This is a genomic window from Cytobacillus sp. C11.1, assembly GCF_058145115.1.
Window position 1 is genome coordinate 216,876 of record NZ_CM176935.1, and the last position, 18,909, is coordinate 235,784.

The following is an 18,909-nucleotide window of genomic DNA, read 5'->3' on the forward strand; positions in this document are numbered from 1 at the left end:
ACGTCTTATTCAATGACCGATTTTTATTAAGCTTTTTCAACATAGCTTTAGTTAAAAGGTTAAAATTATGCACTTCTGCAAACAGCGTCTATACCCTTATAGCTATCCTATTTTGATCATTTTAAAACGTTTTTAAGGACTTCTTCAGTTACTTTTCTGACTATGGTTTCGACCATTTCTTCAGATATCCCTGCCGTTGTTTCAGGTTTCCATTCGCTGCTGGGAGCTGGGATTCCGCCTGTGTGGATGCCCATTTTTCCACGGATGGAAATGAGCTCAGCGATTTGTCCAGTGCTTAATTCATTTGATTTTTTAATAATATGGTTGGAATATAGGAGCATAAGCGCATAATGCTCGAGTGACTCCATCCTGAAATAGGCTTCTGTAATGTCACGGCCCCAGGTTAATGCACCGTGGTTGGCAAGCAGAACAGCATTGTAGTCCTTGCAATATGGCGCTATGGAATCAGGCACTTCCTGTGTGCCAGGAGTAGCATACGGTGCAACCGGAACCTTACCAAGCAAAACGATGGCTTCAGGCGAAACGGGCTTATCAAGGCTTATGCCGGCAATGGCAAATGATGTCGCCACAGGCGGATGGGCATGGACAACTGCGGTTGCATCCGGATTTTCCCGATATACTCTCAGATGCATTTTCACCTCTGAAGACGGCTTACTCTTTCCTTCTAAAACATTGCCAGATAGATCCATTTTAACCATCATCTCAGGGGTCATAAAGCCTTTGCTTACACCTGTTGGCGTTGTCCAGATTTCGTTATCACCAGTTTTGATTGAGATATTTCCGTCATTAGCCGCTACAAAATTTTTATTGTACACTCTTCTGCCCATTTCACAGATGAGTTCCTTTGCTTCATGGTCGCTTATATATGATTGTGGTTCAGCCATGGCTGCCATCTCCTTTCCTATTCACATCCTCTCCTATTGTATATTCAAAATCAATTGGCTTCAGCAATTTTTATAACTTTTCACCTTTCGCTAAAATCTGATCATTTCCGCGGAAATATTTTTACATTTCGCGGTAAAAAAACCGCCTGATCATTGGACCAGACGGTTTCGGGGGTTATCTAATTATTATCTTACGCGAGGGTATCCGAAGCCTGATGCGTAGTCATCGCCAGTTGCTGCTCCGTAACCGCCTTTAATATCATACTGCTTTGCACGGTTTCTAAGCTCTGTGCGAAGCTGTGTATGGCTCATATAAGAATTGGAAGACCAAATTTTAGCTGCAAGGCCTGCTACGTGAGGAGTAGCCATGGATGTGCCGCTGATTGTGTTGTAGCCGCCGTTATACCAAGTGGATTCGATGCTTGCTCCCGGTGCGGATACTTCCACATCTCGCTCTTGGATATAATAGTCGCCATCCGTGTTCGGGTTGCCGCGGGATGAGAAGTTGGCTACACGGTATGTACCGTTTTGCTGAACATTTTCAAGGGCCGCAACGGCAATTGCATTTGTTAAAGCACCCGGGTAACCAATCGTATTAGCGCTATAACCGGAGTTTCCTGCTGCGGCAACAATAAGGACACCTTTGCTGTATGCATAATCAACTGCGCTCGCAATTAATGAGTCTTTGCCGCTGGAACCAAGTGACATGTTAATCACTACTTTTGAACCTGTGCGAACCGCTTCGTCTGCAACATGGCGGATCGCTCCTGCGATATCATCGGAATATCCAGAACCGTTATCGCCTAAAACTTTGTACGCCCATAATTTTGCCTGGGGCGCTACGCCATAAACGCCAAGGCCGTCATAGCCTCCATGCGCCAAAACCGTACCCGCTACGTGCGTTCCGTGACCCTGGCGGTCAGTACAGGTTCCGTTCACCATGGAAGAATATGATTGTGTGAAATCTTTACATTGCTCAGCAGAGCCTTCCAAGTCAATATGATTTGTATATACGCCTGTATCAAGAACAGCAACTTTAATTCCGCTTCCGCCTGATGTACTGCTAATGTAACTGTTATTATAAATAGATTCGATTCCCCATGGAGTCTGGTCGCTTGGATATCCTGCTGCTTCTAATGAGATTGAGTTATTCTTGGATGAAGAGGCTTCCGTTCTGGCTGTATCGAGTGTTACCTCGCTTACTTTTTCAATCGTTATGTTCTTGTTCTTTAAGAGTGCCTGGTACTGTTTCGAATTAACCTCTGCAGTAAGGCCGTCTTTTCCAAAATCCCAACGTTCTTCGATCTGCGCTTTTACATTTGCACGCTCAGCTGCAGGTCCCTGGATAAGAACTCGATAAGATTCATTTGCCTCTGGCCCTTTCGCAAATGCTCCTGCTGTAAAAACGGATAAACCCATGGTCATACTTAGAAGTGCTGCTCCTAATGCCCTTTTTTTCTTCATCCTTTTCTCCTTTCAAATCCTTTATTTTTTCTGTCGGTTCTTGTTGCTTTTTAAGTATATTTAAAACATTCTGACTTTAACAATGTGCTAAATTATGTAATTTACAAACTCTGGAATCAGGCATAGATTCATAGCTTCTAAAAAAGTATCAGGTCTTTTGATATATTTGCAAATGTTTTCCACTACTTCCATATTGTTTAATTCATAATTTTTTACAAAAATAATAATATTTTACAGTATTTTATAGTCTGAAAGTTTTATTTGAAGAGTCAAATTACACTCATTTTTTTGGTTGCAGCAGGGATATTTTCCTAGTGAAACGCTTTAAAGGTTTAAAACATAGTCTCTTTTCAAATAGGTTGTTGTTTTTTCCTATGAATTCAGCCTTTGATTTCCGCTACGGGCACTTGCTTTCTGCGGGGAGGAACGGGAGCCTCCTCGACGCCCTGCGTCTGTGGGGTCTCCCGCTTCCTCTCCTCCCGCAGGACATTGAATAAACTTCCTCGAATAGACATCGCACGAAGGAAATGCGGCAGCATTTTCGAGGATCAAATGCCCACAGCGAGATCACCTCAGCGAATTAAATTGAGTTATTGAAAAACAACAGACTTTACTAAAACACCCACATCAAAAAAAGCCTCCTGCCATTTGGCGTGGAGGCTTTCATCTATTTTTTGAACATTTTAGGCAGGCTTTCAGTAAATGGGGCATATGCAATGCCGTTTTCTGTGATAATGCCTGTGATCAATTCATTATCTGTCACATCAAATGCTGGATTGTACGTCTGCACACCCTCTGGTGCCATCGGCCTCTCATACCATTTGGAGGTGATTTCTTCAGATGGCCTTAGCTCGATATGGATGTCCTCGCCTGTCTGGCATGTGAGATCCACTGTTGAAAGGGGCGCACAAACATAGATTGGGATATGATAATGCTTGGCTAGAATCGCAACTCCGGATGTCCCGATTTTATTGGCTGCATCACCATTTGCTGCTACCCGATCACAGCCAACGAGTACGGCCTGAATCTTGCCTTCTTTCATCACAATGCTGGCCATATTATCGCAAATCAGCGTGACATCAACACCTGCTTCTTTCAGCTCCCAGGCTGTCAGACGGGCACCTTGGAGAAGCGGGCGTGTTTCATCCGCATACACTTTAAAATCATACCCTTGTTCCTGGCCAAGATAGATTGGGGCCAGTGCAGTCCCATATTTTGCGGTCGCGATGGTTCCCGCATTGCAGTGAGTCAGGATGCCCCAGCCGGGCTTGAGGACTGAAAGAGCATGTTTGCCGATTGATTCGCATACCTCTTCATCTTCAGCACGAATATTTTCAGCTTCCTCTTTCAAAGCAGTTTTCACTTCAGATGCACTTTTGCCTTCTTCCTTTTGAAAGCGGGCTTCCATACGGTCAAGCGCCCAAAACAGATTAACGGCAGTAGGCCTTGAAGAGGCAAGGTATTCCTTCGCTTTTTTAAAGTCGCTATAAAGTTCTTCAAAAGTCTCTGCACTGGATTTCTTTGTGCCTAAATATACTCCATAAGCAGCGGCAATGCCAATCGCCGGCGCGCCGCGAACCTTTAAATGATAGATTGCCTCCCATATATCCTTTAATTCTTTTAAATGCAGAAAGTTCTTTTCGTTTGGAAGAACTGTTTGGTCTAAAAGTATAAGAGCATCGTGTTCATCGTCCAATCTGACAGACTGGATCACATCCATTGGTTTTCCCATCATGCTGCCTCCTCTAGAATCTTTTTTCACAGCTTTTAAGAGCGCCTACAAAGTCTGCGCCTGTTTTGAAAGATTCCCTATCCATAATAAACACTTTGCCGGCTGCCAGACAAATTTTTTCTGCAGCAGCTCTGCTGGTCGGGTCTTCAATTGATGTGACATCTTTTACAGATGCCAATCCGATAATTCTTCTGCAGAGTTCAAGCCCGGCTACAGCCGCTGTGTCGCGAAGAACTGTATCCAGGTAGTATTCTTTAAAGCCATCATAACGGGCTGTTTGTTCAGCTGCTTTTTCATCCCAGACCTTCAGAAATTTATCCTTAAAAAGGTCTACGATATCTTCAATCGTATTTTGGAGATATTCCTTTTGATCGGCTCTTAATTCTTCATCTGCAATTGTATATTTTGCGTTAACATAAGCGAAGATCAGGTTGGCAAGGACGTTTCCGATATCGTAGCCGGCAGGTCCATAAAAGGCGAATTCCGGATCGATGATTTTAGTAGAATCTTCTTTTATAAAAATAGACCCGGTGTGCAGGTCGCCATGAAGAAGAGACTGGGCATTGGACATAAACTCAAACTTAAGCTTTGCCGTCTCAAGCTGCAGCTTCGGATCTGACCAGATTTCCTGTTCTGCATACGATCTTGTTCCCTCAAATACTTCATTTCTAGGACAATCATAAAATGGCTCTGTAAATACAAGGTCCTCAGAAATTTCACATAATTCAGGGTTGGTGAATTTTTGGACAAGCGCCTTCTTTTCCTTATGTCCCATCACTACGTCTGATGTAAGCAGTAATGTATTCACTAGGAACGTTGTTATATGGTCTGCAAACAGCGGAAACTTTTTATGCTGCATCAGTGCGGTTCTCATGATCGTATGGTCGGACAAATCCTCCATGGCCGTACAGTTCATAATCGGATCATAATGATACACCTTTGGCACGAACCCTGGCGCCAGCTTGTTTTGAATCTCTAAAATCTCAAATTCAATACGGTTGCGGTCAGGAGACAGCTTAAATTCATCAGAAATTCTGGCTACAGGGCCAGCCTGCTTTATGATAAGAGACTTATTATTTTTACGATCAATCAGTTTAAATACATAGTTTAAGTTGCCATCCCCAATTTCCCTGCACTCCAATTCCACACCCGGTGCAAAGAAATCCAGCCTTGTTTTTGCGTACTCGATGGCTTCCTGTTCATTCATAGTAAAATAGGCAGATGTGAAAACCGTCATGTTAAAAGCCCTCCTCATTCCCATACGAAACGTTAAAATAATCTATGATTTCGTGTATTTTATATATTTTAAAATATCTAAATACTATCATGGGATGGGAGCTTCGACAATCCTTTTTTAATAGAAAAGAGCTGCCATGATAGCAGCTCCGGTGTTTTTCTTATTTAATGCTCGTAATTGCCTGCTGTACGGTAGAGTAGACTTCAAGCGAAGAAAGGTCAATTCCCAGGTTGACTGCGCTTTTCGCCAGATCGGGGCGCACGCCTGTTGCAATTGTATTCACTCCTGTCAGGAGGAGGATGTTGCGGATATCAAAAATATGCTTGGCAATTTGAATGTCGATATTGACTGTGCCCGAAAAGTCGATAATGAGGGTTTCGATGCCCAATTGATTTACTTTCGGGACCGCTTTTTCAATAATGATTTGTGCCCGGTCATAGTCGATGTTCCCGATCAATGGCAATATCGCGATACTATCCTGGATCGGCACGATGGTTGCGGAAAGTTCATTTACCTGTAATTGCGTTTCTTTTAATCGTTTTTGTGTATGGCGTTCGAAGGCAAATACGGTTTCATTGATGCTTATATCAAGCATATGGTTTACTTTTTTTACAATGGTAATGGTCTCATCAGCCGTTAGCCCATGATCTTTACCGATTGTTTTAAGTCTATCAGTAAATACGATGCGTGTGTCCGGATAGCGGGTGACGATATCTGAAATCTTTCCGCCCATTGATGCCGCCCGTTCCCCGTTTCCTTTGCTCCATTCAACCAGGCCGTCAGGAACTTGATCGCCGTCATTCGCAATCATCTTTCCCAGAAATTTTATAAACTCAATATACATCGAAACAGCAGCGTCAAATTCTTGTTTTGGAATCTCAAAACCGAATCTGTCCACAATTTCTGCAACGATTTCTTCCGATAATCCCTCCGCATTTTGAGTAAGATACGCTGAAACTTTTTGTATAGGCTCCATCTGTATGTATATCTCCTCTCTTATGTCATGCTTCGATTATAACCTACTACCTCTTAAAATTGGCAGATTGGGGAAATAAATAGGATCATTTTACTTGGGTTGTATTCACAAATTTTTTTGTATAAACGATGGACCTTTTCTTTCCACAGGCACTTGCTTTCCGTTAGTTACTGCCACTGGCAAATAATGATTGATACTTTCCATGACCCGGTTGAAGCGCAGCCTAGCCTGTTCTCGCTGATCGGCCTTCCCCATTTCGCAGATCAAAGGCCAAAGATTAACCCAATCATTTTTACTGGCCCGCCTGATTTTGATTTTTTTGTTCATAATCTTCTTCCTTTATGCTGCTGGCGAGCAGGGATTGGAACTTTTTGAACAGCTCCTGAATTTCATTGTCCTGATTGATCAGCGGCAGCATATTATGATACTCCTTTTCAGACTTGAAATAGCTGATTTCTGTCCACTTTGATTGGTCTTCTTTGCTTTTTAAGACAGATATCTGAACATCAATGTACTTTCGGTAGATTTCTACGGCTTTCTTCTGTATATCCAGCAGTTCCTGTTCATTTTCAGGCCGGATGTGGTATTCATAGAGTTTAACAAACATAATGGCTCCTTTGTGTATGTTTTATGGGTTATCCTGCATCATTCCAAGTTTCCGATAAATACTCAGGGATTCTAGTAAAAATTTCTGGCTATAGCCAGTCCTCTCATGGATTCTGGATGCCCATTCTTCAATGGAACTGGCTGGCTCCTCCTTATATAATCCTTCTGTAGTACTCAGAAAGCTATGCCAATTATAAAATTCCCAGTGGGCCGTTTCGTTTTTAAAAGAAACCCTTTGCTCCAGCAGCGGCTTAGGTTTTATCCTATTTTGCGAGTATTCGGCTGCTTCCAGAAACGTGTTCATAGCAATTGGTGATGTGTCATATGCCTGCCTCGATACTTTACCGTTTGGGCGATGGTAGGAAATCTCAAGCCCATTCTCTATTGTAGACAATTGGACTTCTGCTGCCGGGAAGAATCCGCTTAACTTTTCCGAAGTAAAATTCTCTGCCGCTTGATCGATTAAGATTGGCTGCAGCCATTGGTCACCGAGATCACATAAATAGCGGCGGCCATCTTCATCGACAGCCACTGCTGCCGCATGGGAAGAAGGTGTATGTAACTGGTGGCCAACCGGATAGGCATGGATTCCAGCCTGCTTAAATTCATGAAGAAGCCAGATGGCCAGATCAAAGCAGTTTCCCGTGATTCCGAACTGTGCACGATGTTCCTCCATAAGGGAGACATCCCGCTGTTTCTTCAGCCTACCTTTATCGTAATACCATGCTTTCGATAAGGTCTCCATCGGAAATCTGTCAAACTTTCTCCAGACTGACATTATGGAATCGGGAGCGTGCATTACAATCTTCCTCTCATATTTCTCTCCTTTGTATATTCTTTTTCCGTCGAAAAATTCCTCTTCCTTTTGATTGCTGTGGAAATTATGATAGAGTATTTTTCAGAAACAAACATTAGAGGAGGCTTCTTATGGCCAAGTACATTGGATTTATTGGTACATATACAAAGGGAGAAAGCGAAGGCATCTACTCTTTCGTTCTGGATTTGGAAGCAGGCAAAATTTCAGACCCAAAAGTGGCGGCAAGATTGGATAATCCAACCTATTTAACGATTAGCAAAGATAATAAATATCTATACTCAGTGGCAAAAGAAGGCGAAGCTGGCGGGGTGGCTGCCTATCGTTTGGACAGCAGCAGTTCATTGGAAAAAATCAACAGCCAGGTATCAGCCGGATCTCCTCCATGCCATGTGAGCGTTGATTCTGAAGGACGCAATGTGTTTAGTGCGAACTACCATAAAGGAACCGTAGAATCTTACTTAACCGAGGAAGATGGCTCACTTGGGCCTGCGGTTTCTGTGATGGAGCACAGCGGATCAGGCCCGGACAGCAGGCAGGAAAAGCCGCACACTCACTATGCCGGGCTAACTCCTGATGAAAGATATGTGATCGCAGTGGATCTGGGCATTGACCAGGTAATTACTTATGAAGTTAATGATGGTGTTTTAAAAGAGCAAAGCTCATTATCTGTAAAACCAGGCAGCGGCCCAAGACACCTTGTTTTCCATCCGAATGGAAAGTATGTTTATGTCATGACTGAGTTTAGTTCAGAGGTTCTGCTGCTTCAATACCACGAGGATGGCAGCTTTTCACAGCTGCAAGCGATTTCAACGCTTCCGGAAGGGTTTAAGGAAAATAATCAGGGCAGCGCCATCCACATTTCTTCCGATGGACGATTTGTTTATGCCGGAAATCGCGGGCATGACAGCATTGCCGTTTTCTCTGTAAATCAGGATAATGGAGAGCTTACATTTGTGGAGCATACCTCAACGGAAGGAAACTGGCCGCGCGACTTTGTACTGGATCCTTCTGAAAAATTTGTGGTGGCCTCTAACCAGAATTCCAGTAATATTGTTTTATATAAGAGAGATGAGGAGACAGGGAAGCTGACACTGCTGCAATCAGACGTGGCTGTGCCGGATCCGGTTTGTGTGAAATTTTTACATGCGTAGGAAAGCGGAGGCCTCCCTCGCCATCGGCGGATTTGAGGTGGGCTAAGGACCACAGGCGAAGGAAGGGTTCTTCAGCTCTATTGCATAGCCAAGCTTTGGGAAAGATGCGGGTCAAGGGCACCCGTTCTTAACTGGATAGTAAAAAGGGTGAGAAGCTGCTTGTTTGCAGCCTCTCACCCTTTTTTCATTGCAGATTAACGGGATTAGACACACCATATGAGTGGCACTATTACTCTGATTAGGTCCTTTCAATATTGGGTTCACCACTTGAACGGCACTATTCACACCGATTAGGTCCTTTCAATATTGGACAATGAAAGTTTCACTTCATTCGCTGACTTTAAAGGCGATTTTGCCCCATTGTTCGGCATTTTCGATTTTATCAAAAGCCTGCTCAAATTTCTCAAGCGGCAGAAATTGATCGAGGACTGGCCTGATTTCATGCTTTTCAATAAATTGAAGCATCTCGTGGTATTCCTCGGCGCTTCCCATTGTGGAGCCAAGCAGATTTTGCTGCGCATAAAACAGGCTGCGGAGATTGAGTTCAAGCTGGTCGCCTGAAGATGAGCCAAATGTAACGATGGTTCCGCCGTTCCGGAGAATGCCGAGTGATTTATTGAAGGTGGCAGGGCCGACAGATTCAATGACAAGATCGACCTTTTCCCCGCCAAGTGCTTCATTCCAGTCTTCGTTACTGTTAAGAGCTTTGTCTGCGCCCAATTGGAGCGCCTTCTCGCGTTTTTCCTCCGAACGGGATGCCACGTATACGGTTGCTCCTGCTGCTTTCGCAAATTGCATGAGGAAAGTGGCAACGCCGCCGCCGATTCCCGGAATAAATACCTTCATGCCGGCTTTGACCTTTCCTCTCGTGAAAAGAGCCCGGTAGGCTGTCAGCGCTGCAAGAGAAAGGACACCCGCTTCTTCCCAGGTTAGATAGGCTGGCTTGGGTGCTGCGTTTTCAGCTGGAATCACGATATATTCGGCAAACGTTCCGTGGAATGGCAAGCCGACGATTTCAAATCCGGCTGGCGGAGCATCGCTGTTTTCTTTCCAGCCAAGCCCCGGGTTGATGATCACTTCATCGCCAGTTTTTACATTTGTGACACCTTCACCAACTGCATCAATGATGCCTGCTCCGTCTGAACCGATGACAAGTGCCGGCTCTTCCGGCTTGTGGCGGTTCAGGACGAATAAATCACGATGATTTAATCCGGCTGTTTTTAATTTAACTCTAACTTCCCCTGCAGCCGGCTCCGGCTTTGTCATTTCCCCATAGGTTAAGCCGCCGCGGCCTGTGTTTCCTTCATGAATGATGGCTTTCATCTAAATACACCTGCTTTTCTTTAAAAATTTCGTCTATTTCTATCATATCTTGAAAAGGGCTAGTAGAAAAAGCGATATGACTTGGATGCTTGCAGTGCAGGCATCTGATTTTTGCCTTTTATGCGTCACTTTTTTGTTTTATGAGTTAATTTCGGATTTTTATGCTTCACTTTTCTTTTCTTATGAATCACTTTCACTGCTTTTTGCGTCACTTTTCAAATTTATGCGTCACTTCCCGGTATGATCACGTTTGCTGGCTTAGCATTAATTTTACAAATTTTCTTTTACCAGCCTGAAGGACCAACCCGTCTGTAATTTTCACTGTTAGCTTGACGTCGCTCACTTTTTCACCGTTTAAGCGGATGCCGCCATTTGCAATCATTTTTCTTGCTTCAGTCTTGGAAGGCAGCAGACCGAGTTCGGCAATCAAATCGGTAAGGGGCATTTCATTGGCACCCTTCCATTTAACCTCTGGAATATTTTCCGGCATGGCGCCTTTTTGAAAAATCGTTTTGAAATGCTGTTCGGCTTTTTCCGCTTCTTCGGTGCCGTGGTACATGCGGACGATGGTTTTTCCCAGCTGCATTTTGGCGTCGCGCGGATGAAGAATGCCTTCTTCCAGCTGCTCGGCAATTAGTTCTTTATCAGCAACCGGCAAATCCGTCACAAGATTAAAGTACTTATCGATGAGCTCATCCGGAATGGACATCGTTTTGCCGTACATATTATTGGGGTCTTCATCCACACCAATGTAATTGTTTTTCGATTTGGACATTTTCTCTTTTCCGTCCAGGCCTTCAAGCAGGGGCATAAGGATGACCACTTGTTTTTCTTTTTCAAAATGCTCTTGAAGATGGCGGCCCATTAAGACATTGAAATGCTGGTCATTGCCGCCAAGCTCAACATCGCTTTCAAGAACAACCGAATCGTATCCCTGCATTAATGGGTAGAAGAATTCATGGAGCGAAATCGGCTTTCCGGCAGCCAGGCGCTCTGAGAAGTCGTTGCGCTCAAGCAAACGGGCAACTGTAATGCTCGCCGACAGGCGGATGACATCTTCCAGGTTCAGATCTGCGAGCCACTCTGAATTGTAGTGCAGATCCACTTTTTCCATGTCGAGCACCTTGCTGAACTGCTCGAAGTATGTTTTGGCATTATGCTTAACCTCTTCAGAAGTAAGCTGTTTGCGAGCTGCAGACTTGCCTGTCGGGTCGCCAATTTTTCCTGTGAAATCGCCAATGATCAGCTGGATGATGTGGCCGTTTTCCTGGAACTGCTTCAATTTGTTTAATACAACCGTATGGCCAATATGGACATCAGGGGCAGAAGGATCGAGCCCCAGTTTAATTTTTAATGGCTTGTTTTGAAAAATGGATTTCGCTATTTTATTTCTCAATTCCTCTACGGGAAGGATTTCCTGGACGCCATTGCGATAAACCTCCAGCTGCCTCTCCACTTCCTGGTTCTGTTCAGCCGTCAGTTTTTCAATAAAATTCTCCATGCCCCTCATCCTTTCTTTTTTATGGCTTTAATACAAAAGGCTCTTTTCGTATAGATTGTTGTTTTTGGACTATAAGGCTTGCCCGTTGATTTCCGCTCCAGTCACGCAGCGAACCCGCGGGGAGGAACGGGAGCCTCCTCGGCGTTTCACGCCTGCGGGGTCTCCCGCTCCCTCTCTTCCCGCAGGAGTCAAGTGCCTTCCACTCCAATCAACTCAGTAATTAAAACTAGTTTGTAAGCAACAAACTTTGCGCAAACAGCCATACAAAAAACCACGCCCCTAATGAAAGGGACGTGGTTAACGCGGTACCACCCTTTTTGAAGATTGCTCTTCCACTCAGCGGAATAACGGTCCGTGCCGTTCCTTGCTACTGCCGTTCACAAGGAAAGTTCCAGAAGGTAATTCACGCTTATCTTTGTGCTGATTTGCACCACACATCAGCTCTCTAAAACAGGGAGATAAGCAGCTACTGATTCCTGTCATTACTTTAGATTTGAAATTATTTTCATCATTTTAGCGGATTGGGGAGTAATGTTCAAGTAGTTTTTCAAAAAAGAGGATACAATGTGCGGGATAAAAATGGGGATTGAAATGAGACTTAAGAATGCTTGAGAATTATTTCATCCCCATGGACTTTTGTATTCTGGGGATTTCTTTTTTGTTGTTCCATGTTTCTTTTTCGAGAATTTCCAAACTAACTTCCTGGGTTTCCATTCAATCCTTTAGTTCACCAAATTCCTTTGCATTTTGAAGTCTGAGCTCACTAATTTCAGCTTTTAATGCTTCTTGGCCAGATATTAAAGCACCAAGCAGGCCGGTATGTTCTTTTTGTGTAATACCCTGAAGTTTAATGGTTTCCCCATGTTCCTTCAATGTTTCTCCCTGCTCCTTTAGTGTTTGGCCTTGCTCCTTCAAAAGCCCACTATGTTCCCTTAGCGTTTCGCCTTGGTTCTTTAGTGTTCGTCCCTGCTCTTCCAGCAGCAATCCATGCAAGTCCACCTTTTCGTTGATCTGCCCCAAAGCTTTAAGTATTTCTCGGTCCATTTTTTCACCTCCTCCTGTTTTTTTTATTATATCATTCAAGAAATAAAACATATACAAAAAACAGGGACATTCAGCCTATGCAGATGCCCCTGTCCTTACTTCTATCTTGTTAATATAATCGGTCCTTCTTTTGTGACGATAACGGTGTGTTCACACTGGGCGACGTGGCTTTTGTTCGGTGTGACGAAGGTCCAGCCATCGCTCATTTCTCTTACTTCTTCGTCACCGCTTGAGATAAACGGTTCGAATGCGACAACCATGCCTTCTCTTAACAGCTGCTTATCCCATGGGTCAAAATAGTTTAGGATGTGATCGGGTTTTTCATGAAGAGAGCGGCCAATTCCGTGTCCGGTCAGGTTCATGATGACAGAGTAACCGTTGTTTCTTGCGACTTTTTGAACGGTTTTTCCAATCAGGCTTAGCTTGCCGCCGGGCTTTATTTTTTTCAGTCCTTCTTCAAATGCTTCCTTGGCTGTGTCACAAAGCTTCTGAAGCTTTTCGTCCTCGCCGACTACAAAAGATAGGCCTGTGTCTGCAAAATAGCCATCCTTTGATCCCGAAACATCGATATTTACAAGGTCGCCTTCTTTAATGACACGGCTTCCTGGTATGCCATGCGCAACTTCTTCATTGACGCTTATGCAAGTAAAGCCGGGAAAATCATATTCTCCCTTAGGGCCCGAGATGGCACCATGCTTTTCAAAAAGCTCGCCTGCAAAATCATCAAGCTCCCTGGTTGTGACGCCAGGCTTTGTTCTTTCAATCATCGCATCGCGGATTTCTGCGACAATTTTGCCGATTTCCTTCAATTTTGCTAATTCTTCTTCATTTTTAACAATCATATTGAATCCTGCCTTTTCTTTAGTTGTTATTTCTCTATTATAGTCTAAATGGAGTGCGCTTAATAAGAATTCGCATTAACCCTTGCTAAAAAACGCTCCTTTCGTCTCAATCAAACGTTTGATTGAATCGCCTCAACCCCTGGCCATATGGACTTCCAGCTCTTTTTTTCAATTCGCTGTCTGTAGATCTCAGCCAGCTTGTTCTCTTCTGCAAAGTAGGGTGTAGGCTTAATTCTCAAAGCAAGCAAATCTTCAATTCCGCATGGTGCGGTTAAAATGACCTCGTTGTGCTCATTAAGCTTTAGGCCAAGGGCTGTGGCAGTTTCCGGGAATTTTGAGATGGCATCAACTGATGAAGAATATGGCGGAATGTCATTGACGAGGTGCATTCTTGCTTCATTTTTAACAGACCACGGAACTTCCGGCATATGTGAGAGCAGCTTTGATTCGAGTTCTTTTTCTGTATCTTCGCTAAGATCGCTTTTATCAAAGTATATGACATCTACATCCGGCAAGTGAGTTCTTTTGCTAAACCTTGCAGGACATCACAAACCTTTGCTCTGACAAAACCGGCGCAAACCCACCAGTCAGGCAGATTTAACGACATCGCAGCATAAAGAATGGCCAACATCCATTCGTCCTCTCTGACCAGATTCACGATATCCTTTTCCGTCTTTATGAGCATTTTTCCGTCTCCAGTTCACGGATTGAATGCAGTACACGCCTGTAATAGTAATCCTCATGGGGAACGAAGTCTTTTTTGGTTACCTGCCTGCGGACCTGGACTCTTTTTTCATTGCTGATTTCAAATCCTTCTGACGTAATGGATTCTTTACCGTTGAACCATAGCTCATAGAAATCCTCCATAGCGATCCGGACAACTCCAGATACCTCTTCAAGCTGCGGATTGAATTCATCTAGCTGATGAGGGCTGCGATATAGAAAAACATGGGCCAATTCTTTGTCTATAAAATTTTCTTTTTCCGCGCAATAATCAATTACGCCGAAGGGAATGAGTTCTTCGAAAGCAACGCTAATTCCAAGTTCTTCCTCTACCTCCCTGATTCCATCCATGACAGATTCATGGCTTAAAAGATGGCCGGCTGCTGTAATGTCCAATAGGTCCGGATAATCCTTCTTCTCCTTGCTGCGGTTCTGAAAATAAATATAATCCTGGTTCTTTTCTTTGCTGATGAACCAGCAGTGGAAGGTTTCGTGCCAGAATCCCTTTTTATGTACTTCTTCGCGTGAAGCCACACCGATTTGCTTCCGTTCCCCATCAAAAATGTTGAGAAGCTCTGTTTCCATTTGCGATGCACCCCTTCTCTATTTAGTAATAAAAGCATTAAAAATGTTGAGCGGATCTGCTTTATATAATTCACGGTAACTCCGGATCTTCTCCTGCTCAGCATACTTGCGCACCATTTTATAAGCAAAGGAATAGCCCGCGAACACAGGGATTCCCATTTCACGATTGCCAAAACAGATTTTGCTTTTCAGAACATCGTCTGTCGTATCTATGTTATCCTTTGCAATTTGCTGATAGGCCTGCTCGGCTTCCTCTGTAAGATTCTCCTTCCACCAGCGTTTGTCATCAAAAAGGGAAAGGCTGAAGTATTCAGCACCTCCCTCCATTTTATACCAATCAGCCAGGGTAAAGGTATCCAATGTGAGAGAATAGATTGGATTTTCCGGAGAAGCATGGTGCATTTCATGGGCTAGCATATACTTTAAGAATTCTCGATCCGGTTCAGGCGGGATGGCAATGACAATCGTATCCGCTCCTACGGTATAGCCATTTGTCCAAAGGGATTGATCGTATTGTTGAAACCATGGAAATGGAAGCGCCGGCACAATGGTAATGGAAAGGCTTTGGAAATGAAGATGGTTTTCCACCTCTGTTATGGTTTCATTGATGATGGTTGATATCTCCTTTCGATTCCAGCTATAAGAAAAAATCTCAGCCTCCGATAATGTTTCAAATTTAAATAACTGAAATCTCCTGGCGGGCTGATCCCAATCCTGCATCCATGTCTTCTTGCTGAACAGAGGACTGAGCTGTGTTTGGAGCCAATTTTTCAAGTTATCCCGGTTTTCTATTAAGTTGGCAGGAGTGATTTGATTGAGAGTATAGACCATGGCTCCAGGCTCCTTTTAATTGGTTTTATTATCCATACTTAGGTACACTTGAGGAAATTGATTATTCTGGGAGGTTTTGAGATATGGGCTGGGCTGAGTTTGGAAGAGTGAAAAATGAATATAATGAAACATTTAAAGAAATCGATGAAAAGCTGCTTCAGCTGATTCAGGAAAGAAAAGCCAATACGAAAGGAAAGCGCTTTTTCCCTCCGATGGAACTGATGGAAGAGTGGGCAAAGAGATATGATATGGAAGCTCCGGAAATTGGCTGGTTCTTTAATAGTCTGGACGACCGGAGCTATCCGTTTATTCCAGGATCAAGTGCCTTCCACTCCAATCAACTCAGTAATTAAAACTAGTTTGTAAGCAACAAACTTTGCGAAAATAGCCAGATTTTATCATATTATCAACTCCCATATGCACAGCACAATTGCATTTGATATCCATTCGACATACATACTGGAAAAGCCTTTGGAGGATAATGAAGAATTGCAAACCGGCCATTTTTAATTTTCTCTTTAATCTATTAAAATAAAGGATAATGAACTTGGTTAAAGGGGCCATGCCGAATGTTGGAGCTGCTGATTACGATGCTGGAACGGCTTGGAATTATTGTTACGATTGCGCTGATCGTGACAAGGTTCCGCTTTTTCAGAGAAATGATATATGGAGAAAGATTAAAGAGGCAGCATCAGTATAAGGCGATCCTCTTTTTCGGATTTTTCGGGATAATCGGCACTTATACTGGTCTTTCCTTCAATACCGATACCCTCCAATTTAATCGCTGGGCATCCGAGCTTGCCTCAGATGAAGCCATTGCTAATTCGAGGGTTATAGGGGTCGTGCTCGCAGGATTGCTTGGAGGATACAAGGTCGGAATTGGCGCCGGGATTATTGCCGGCCTCCACCGTTTTACACTTGGCGGGTTTACAGCGATCGCCTGCGGTTTGGCTTCCATTGTAGCAGGGTTGCTTGCCGCATTTTTTCATAAAAAGAATGAGCATGTGAAGCTTTCATCAGCTTTTTTCATTGGAGCAGCGGCGGAAGCAGTACAAATGCTGATTATTCTTAGCATCTCCCGCCCTCTGGAAAAAGCGATCGCGCTTGTAGAAATGATCGGCATTCCCATGATCATAGCAAATGGCCTTGGGAGCGCCCTTTTTCTCCTTATTATTAAAAATGTGATCAATGAAGAAGAAAAAGCAGGCGCCTTTCACGCCCAAAAAACACTGCGGATTGCAGACCAGACGCTTGCACATCTCCGCAAAGGCATCAGTCATGATTCCGCCTTAGCTGTCTGCAAAATTTTACATAAAGAGCTCCAGGCGAAAGCCGTAGCCATTACCAATCATACGGAAATTCTTGCCCATGTCGGCCTCGGAGATGACCATCACCGTTCCGGAAGCGCGATCCAAACGCAAATTACGCGGGATGTGATTCAGCACGGGGAGCTGGTGGTTGCCAATGACCGGACCATCCACTGCCGGGAAGAAAGCTGCCCACTCGGCGCAGCTGTTATAGCTCCGTTAAAACTTCGGGGTGAAACGATTGGAACGCTGAAGTTCTATTTCAGCTCTGAAAAAGAAATTAATAATCTGGTGATGGAGCTTATATCCGGGCTAAGTGTGCTGCTTAGCAATCAGCTGGAAATCGCAGAAGCTGACAAAGCGTATCAGCTGGCAAAGGAAGCCGAGATCAAGGCATTGCAGGCACAGATTTCACCGCATTTTTTATTTAACTCTTTGAATACGATTGTATCTCTCGTTCGGATTGAACCGGCCAAGGCACGAAAACTGCTCGTATCGCTATCCCATTTTTTACGGCAAAACCTGACGGCTACCACGGTCAGCGTTACAACACTCGAGCAGGAATTGAGACATGTCAAGGCGTACCTGTCAATTGAAGAAACCCGATTCGTCGACCGGCTGGAGGTTATCTATGATATTGATGAACACATCCTTTACGAAAAAATCCCGCCGCTTACGCTGCAGCCGATTGTTGAAAATGCCGTTAAGCATGGGATTAAGAATAAGGATCAGGACTGTCTTATTAAAATTACGATTAAAAAACAGGACGGCATGACGATGGTAAGGGTAGAGGATAACGGCCAGGGCATGAGCAAGGAAAGAGCCGCGCAGATTGGCAAAGGAACCCTGCAGTCCGAAACTGGATCGGGGCTGGCGCTTTATAATGTAAACCGCAGGCTGACAATGATGTTTGGCGATGAAGCTGCATTAAAAATAAACAGCACCCTTGGCGATGGCACAGAGATTCATTTTTCCATTCCACAAACGGAGGAAGTTGCAGATGGACAGAGCGATACGAACTTTAATAGCTGATGATGAACGATACAGCAGGGATGAATTGAGACACTTACTGGAGGAGTTCCCTTCGATTCAGGTGGTTGGGGAAGCTGATTCTGGAGAGGCCGCGGTAATGAAGGCCATCCAGCTTCAGCCGGATGTTGTCTTCCTTGATGTGGAAATGCCAAAAATGAATGGGATGGAAGCTGCTAAGTCGTTAAAAGAATTAAAGAAAGTTCCTCATATTATTTTTGCGACCGCGTATCCGCAGTTTGCTGCCGAAGCCTTCCGCTATGAGGCAATCGATTATTTGCTGAAACCCTATGACGAAGAACAGCTGGAGCAAACGATCAGGCGGATTGAAAAGCTGATCGGACCAGGAAAAGAAACGGAAAACAGCAAACCGCCCGGCAAGCTGGCTGTCGAAGAAGACGGGGAGATCCTTTACCTGGAGCCCAAAGATATTTTGTATATTTACAGAGATGAAAAAGTATCACGGATCATCACCAAAAACAGAGAATATGAAACCAAAACTCCGCTAAAAGATTTGGAAAGCCGGCTCCTTCCCTTCTCCTTTTTCAGGATTCACAAAAGCTATCTCGTGAATCTGGATTATGTGACGCGGCTGACTCCATGGTTCAATGGGGCCTACCAGCTTGAAATGGAAGGCCGGGAAGAAATGCTGTCAGTGAGCCGAAATTATGTGAAAGCATTAAGGGTGAGGTTGGAGTTGTAAAAAGCATCGGGAACGGTGCTTTTTTTTGATTTTGGAGAGATGGGGGATGAGATGGGGAGTGGGATTGAGTCTTGCTGTGGGGCTTGTGGTGTAGTTACTCGGTTGCGTCCTTTGGAGTTTTGATTTGCGTCGT

General features: G+C 44.1%; 18 protein-coding genes, 1 pseudogene and 1 other annotated feature. Of the genes and pseudogenes, 4 read left to right on the forward strand and 15 right to left on the reverse strand.

Features of this window, described 5'->3' with window-relative positions; all coding sequences use genetic code 11:
* Nucleotides 1–116 precede the first annotated feature (116 nt).
* From AC3ZVC_RS01075 to AC3ZVC_RS01110, 8 genes are all read right to left on the reverse strand, one after another.
* Nucleotides 117–905, reverse strand: a complete 789-nt coding sequence (locus AC3ZVC_RS01075; RefSeq protein ID WP_490065902.1) for a class II aldolase/adducin family protein — start codon at nucleotides 903–905, stop codon at nucleotides 117–119.
* A gap of 186 nt (nucleotides 906–1,091) precedes the next feature.
* Nucleotides 1,092–2,369: a S8 family peptidase gene (locus AC3ZVC_RS01080; protein ID WP_490065903.1), complete on the reverse strand. Its 1,278-nt coding sequence runs from the start codon at nucleotides 2,367–2,369 to the stop codon at nucleotides 1,092–1,094.
* 667 nt (nucleotides 2,370–3,036) lie between these two features.
* Complete coding sequence (mtnA, locus tag AC3ZVC_RS01085; RefSeq protein ID WP_490068774.1) at nucleotides 3,037–4,101, reverse strand: S-methyl-5-thioribose-1-phosphate isomerase; 1,065 nt, start codon at nucleotides 4,099–4,101, stop codon at nucleotides 3,037–3,039.
* Between the two features lie 13 nt (nucleotides 4,102–4,114).
* Nucleotides 4,115–5,338: an S-methyl-5-thioribose kinase gene (mtnK, locus tag AC3ZVC_RS01090; protein WP_490065904.1), complete on the reverse strand. Its 1,224-nt coding sequence runs from the start codon at nucleotides 5,336–5,338 to the stop codon at nucleotides 4,115–4,117.
* A gap of 160 nt (nucleotides 5,339–5,498) precedes the next feature.
* Nucleotides 5,499–6,314 (reverse strand): STAS domain-containing protein, encoded by an 816-nt coding sequence (locus tag AC3ZVC_RS01095; protein ID WP_490065905.1) that lies wholly within the window; start codon nucleotides 6,312–6,314, stop codon nucleotides 5,499–5,501.
* Nucleotides 6,315–6,419: 105 nt separating this feature from the next.
* Nucleotides 6,420–6,641: a hypothetical protein gene (locus AC3ZVC_RS01100; RefSeq protein ID WP_490069013.1), complete on the reverse strand. Its 222-nt coding sequence runs from the start codon at nucleotides 6,639–6,641 to the stop codon at nucleotides 6,420–6,422.
* Nucleotides 6,607–6,921 (reverse strand): hypothetical protein, encoded by a 315-nt coding sequence (locus AC3ZVC_RS01105; RefSeq protein ID WP_490065906.1) that lies wholly within the window; start codon nucleotides 6,919–6,921, stop codon nucleotides 6,607–6,609. Before AC3ZVC_RS01105 ends, AC3ZVC_RS01100 begins: the two co-directional genes overlap by 35 nt.
* 21 nt (nucleotides 6,922–6,942) lie before the next feature.
* Nucleotides 6,943–7,719: a hypothetical protein gene (locus tag AC3ZVC_RS01110; RefSeq protein ID WP_490065907.1), complete on the reverse strand. Its 777-nt coding sequence runs from the start codon at nucleotides 7,717–7,719 to the stop codon at nucleotides 6,943–6,945.
* A gap of 128 nt (nucleotides 7,720–7,847) precedes the next feature.
* Between AC3ZVC_RS01110 and AC3ZVC_RS01115 the strand changes: the two genes are divergently transcribed.
* A complete protein-coding gene (locus AC3ZVC_RS01115) occupies nucleotides 7,848–8,888 on the forward strand; it encodes a lactonase family protein (protein ID WP_490065908.1) in 1,041 nt (346 codons plus the stop codon).
* A gap of 327 nt (nucleotides 8,889–9,215) precedes the next feature.
* Here the strand turns inward: AC3ZVC_RS01115 and AC3ZVC_RS01120 are convergent, their stop codons facing one another.
* The 7 genes and pseudogenes from AC3ZVC_RS01120 to AC3ZVC_RS01150 all read right to left on the reverse strand — a co-directional run bounded on the left by AC3ZVC_RS01120 (nucleotide 9,216) and on the right by AC3ZVC_RS01150 (nucleotide 15,737).
* The gene (locus AC3ZVC_RS01120; RefSeq protein ID WP_490065909.1) at nucleotides 9,216–10,211 is read right to left on the reverse strand and encodes a zinc-binding dehydrogenase; all 996 of its coding nucleotides are present in this window, start codon (nucleotides 10,209–10,211) and stop codon (nucleotides 9,216–9,218) included.
* Between the two features lie 244 nt (nucleotides 10,212–10,455).
* On the reverse strand, nucleotides 10,456–11,712 hold the full coding sequence (gene tyrS / locus AC3ZVC_RS01125; RefSeq protein ID WP_490065910.1) for a tyrosine--tRNA ligase: 1,257 nt from the start codon (nucleotides 11,710–11,712) through the stop codon (nucleotides 10,456–10,458).
* A 284-nt stretch (nucleotides 11,713–11,996) separates the two neighbouring features.
* Nucleotides 11,997–12,204 (reverse strand) — a binding site (T-box leader).
* A 222-nt stretch (nucleotides 12,205–12,426) separates the two neighbouring features.
* Entirely contained in the window at nucleotides 12,427–12,756 is a 330-nt protein-coding gene (locus AC3ZVC_RS01130) for a hypothetical protein (RefSeq protein ID WP_490065911.1), read from the reverse strand.
* Nucleotides 12,757–12,857: 101 nt separating this feature from the next.
* Nucleotides 12,858–13,598, reverse strand: a complete 741-nt coding sequence (gene map, locus AC3ZVC_RS01135; protein WP_490065912.1) for a type I methionyl aminopeptidase — start codon at nucleotides 13,596–13,598, stop codon at nucleotides 12,858–12,860.
* A 110-nt stretch (nucleotides 13,599–13,708) separates the two neighbouring features.
* Nucleotides 13,709–14,283: pseudogene (locus AC3ZVC_RS01140) on the reverse strand (nucleotidyltransferase family protein).
* Nucleotides 14,274–14,906 (reverse strand): NUDIX hydrolase, encoded by a 633-nt coding sequence (locus AC3ZVC_RS01145; RefSeq protein ID WP_490065913.1) that lies wholly within the window; start codon nucleotides 14,904–14,906, stop codon nucleotides 14,274–14,276. The pseudogene AC3ZVC_RS01140 and the gene AC3ZVC_RS01145 overlap by 10 nt, the downstream one beginning before the upstream one ends.
* 18 nt (nucleotides 14,907–14,924) lie before the next feature.
* A complete protein-coding gene (locus AC3ZVC_RS01150) occupies nucleotides 14,925–15,737 on the reverse strand; it encodes a DUF2268 domain-containing putative Zn-dependent protease (RefSeq protein ID WP_490065914.1) in 813 nt (270 codons plus the stop codon).
* 83 nt (nucleotides 15,738–15,820) lie between these two features.
* Here AC3ZVC_RS01150 and AC3ZVC_RS01155 point away from each other — a divergent pair, with 83 nt between their 5' ends.
* The 3 genes from AC3ZVC_RS01155 to AC3ZVC_RS01165 all read left to right on the forward strand — a co-directional run bounded on the left by AC3ZVC_RS01155 (nucleotide 15,821) and on the right by AC3ZVC_RS01165 (nucleotide 18,776).
* Nucleotides 15,821–16,090, forward strand: a complete 270-nt coding sequence (locus tag AC3ZVC_RS01155) for a hypothetical protein (protein ID WP_490065915.1) — start codon at nucleotides 15,821–15,823, stop codon at nucleotides 16,088–16,090.
* 216 nt (nucleotides 16,091–16,306) lie between these two features.
* Complete coding sequence (locus AC3ZVC_RS01160; protein ID WP_490065916.1) at nucleotides 16,307–18,076, forward strand: LytS/YhcK type 5TM receptor domain-containing protein; 1,770 nt, start codon at nucleotides 16,307–16,309, stop codon at nucleotides 18,074–18,076.
* Nucleotides 18,045–18,776 carry a LytR/AlgR family response regulator transcription factor gene (locus tag AC3ZVC_RS01165; RefSeq protein ID WP_490065917.1) on the forward strand — a complete coding sequence of 244 codons (732 nt, stop codon included), beginning with the start codon at nucleotides 18,045–18,047 and terminating at the stop codon, nucleotides 18,774–18,776. Before AC3ZVC_RS01160 ends, AC3ZVC_RS01165 begins: the two co-directional genes overlap by 32 nt.
* Nucleotides 18,777–18,909 lie beyond the last annotated feature (133 nt).

What these genes read in the sequence shown, in the direction of transcription:
- AC3ZVC_RS01075 (WP_490065902.1), bottom strand. Translation starts at nt 905, where the DNA reads ATGGCTGAACCACAATCATATATAAGCGACCATGAAGCAAAGGAACTC.
- AC3ZVC_RS01080 (WP_490065903.1), bottom strand. Translation starts at nt 2,369, where the DNA reads ATGAAGAAAAAAAGGGCATTAGGAGCAGCACTTCTAAGTATGACCATG.
- mtnA (WP_490068774.1), bottom strand. Translation starts at nt 4,101, where the DNA reads ATGGGAAAACCAATGGATGTGATCCAGTCTGTCAGATTGGACGATGAA.
- mtnK (WP_490065904.1), bottom strand. Translation starts at nt 5,338, where the DNA reads ATGACGGTTTTCACATCTGCCTATTTTACTATGAATGAACAGGAAGCC.
- AC3ZVC_RS01095 (WP_490065905.1), bottom strand. Translation starts at nt 6,314, where the DNA reads ATGGAGCCTATACAAAAAGTTTCAGCGTATCTTACTCAAAATGCGGAG.
- AC3ZVC_RS01100 (WP_490069013.1), bottom strand. Translation starts at nt 6,641, where the DNA reads ATGAACAAAAAAATCAAAATCAGGCGGGCCAGTAAAAATGATTGGGTT.
- AC3ZVC_RS01105 (WP_490065906.1), bottom strand. Translation starts at nt 6,921, where the DNA reads ATGTTTGTTAAACTCTATGAATACCACATCCGGCCTGAAAATGAACAG.
- AC3ZVC_RS01110 (WP_490065907.1), bottom strand. Translation starts at nt 7,719, where the DNA reads ATGCACGCTCCCGATTCCATAATGTCAGTCTGGAGAAAGTTTGACAGA.
- AC3ZVC_RS01115 (WP_490065908.1), top strand. Translation starts at nt 7,848, where the DNA reads ATGGCCAAGTACATTGGATTTATTGGTACATATACAAAGGGAGAAAGC.
- AC3ZVC_RS01120 (WP_490065909.1), bottom strand. Translation starts at nt 10,211, where the DNA reads ATGAAAGCCATCATTCATGAAGGAAACACAGGCCGCGGCGGCTTAACC.
- tyrS (WP_490065910.1), bottom strand. Translation starts at nt 11,712, where the DNA reads ATGGAGAATTTTATTGAAAAACTGACGGCTGAACAGAACCAGGAAGTG.
- AC3ZVC_RS01130 (WP_490065911.1), bottom strand. Translation starts at nt 12,756, where the DNA reads ATGGACCGAGAAATACTTAAAGCTTTGGGGCAGATCAACGAAAAGGTG.
- map (WP_490065912.1), bottom strand. Translation starts at nt 13,598, where the DNA reads ATGATTGTTAAAAATGAAGAAGAATTAGCAAAATTGAAGGAAATCGGC.
- AC3ZVC_RS01145 (WP_490065913.1), bottom strand. Translation starts at nt 14,906, where the DNA reads ATGGAAACAGAGCTTCTCAACATTTTTGATGGGGAACGGAAGCAAATC.
- AC3ZVC_RS01150 (WP_490065914.1), bottom strand. Translation starts at nt 15,737, where the DNA reads ATGGTCTATACTCTCAATCAAATCACTCCTGCCAACTTAATAGAAAAC.
- AC3ZVC_RS01155 (WP_490065915.1), top strand. Translation starts at nt 15,821, where the DNA reads ATGGGCTGGGCTGAGTTTGGAAGAGTGAAAAATGAATATAATGAAACA.
- AC3ZVC_RS01160 (WP_490065916.1), top strand. Translation starts at nt 16,307, where the DNA reads ATGTTGGAGCTGCTGATTACGATGCTGGAACGGCTTGGAATTATTGTT.
- AC3ZVC_RS01165 (WP_490065917.1), top strand. Translation starts at nt 18,045, where the DNA reads ATGGACAGAGCGATACGAACTTTAATAGCTGATGATGAACGATACAGC.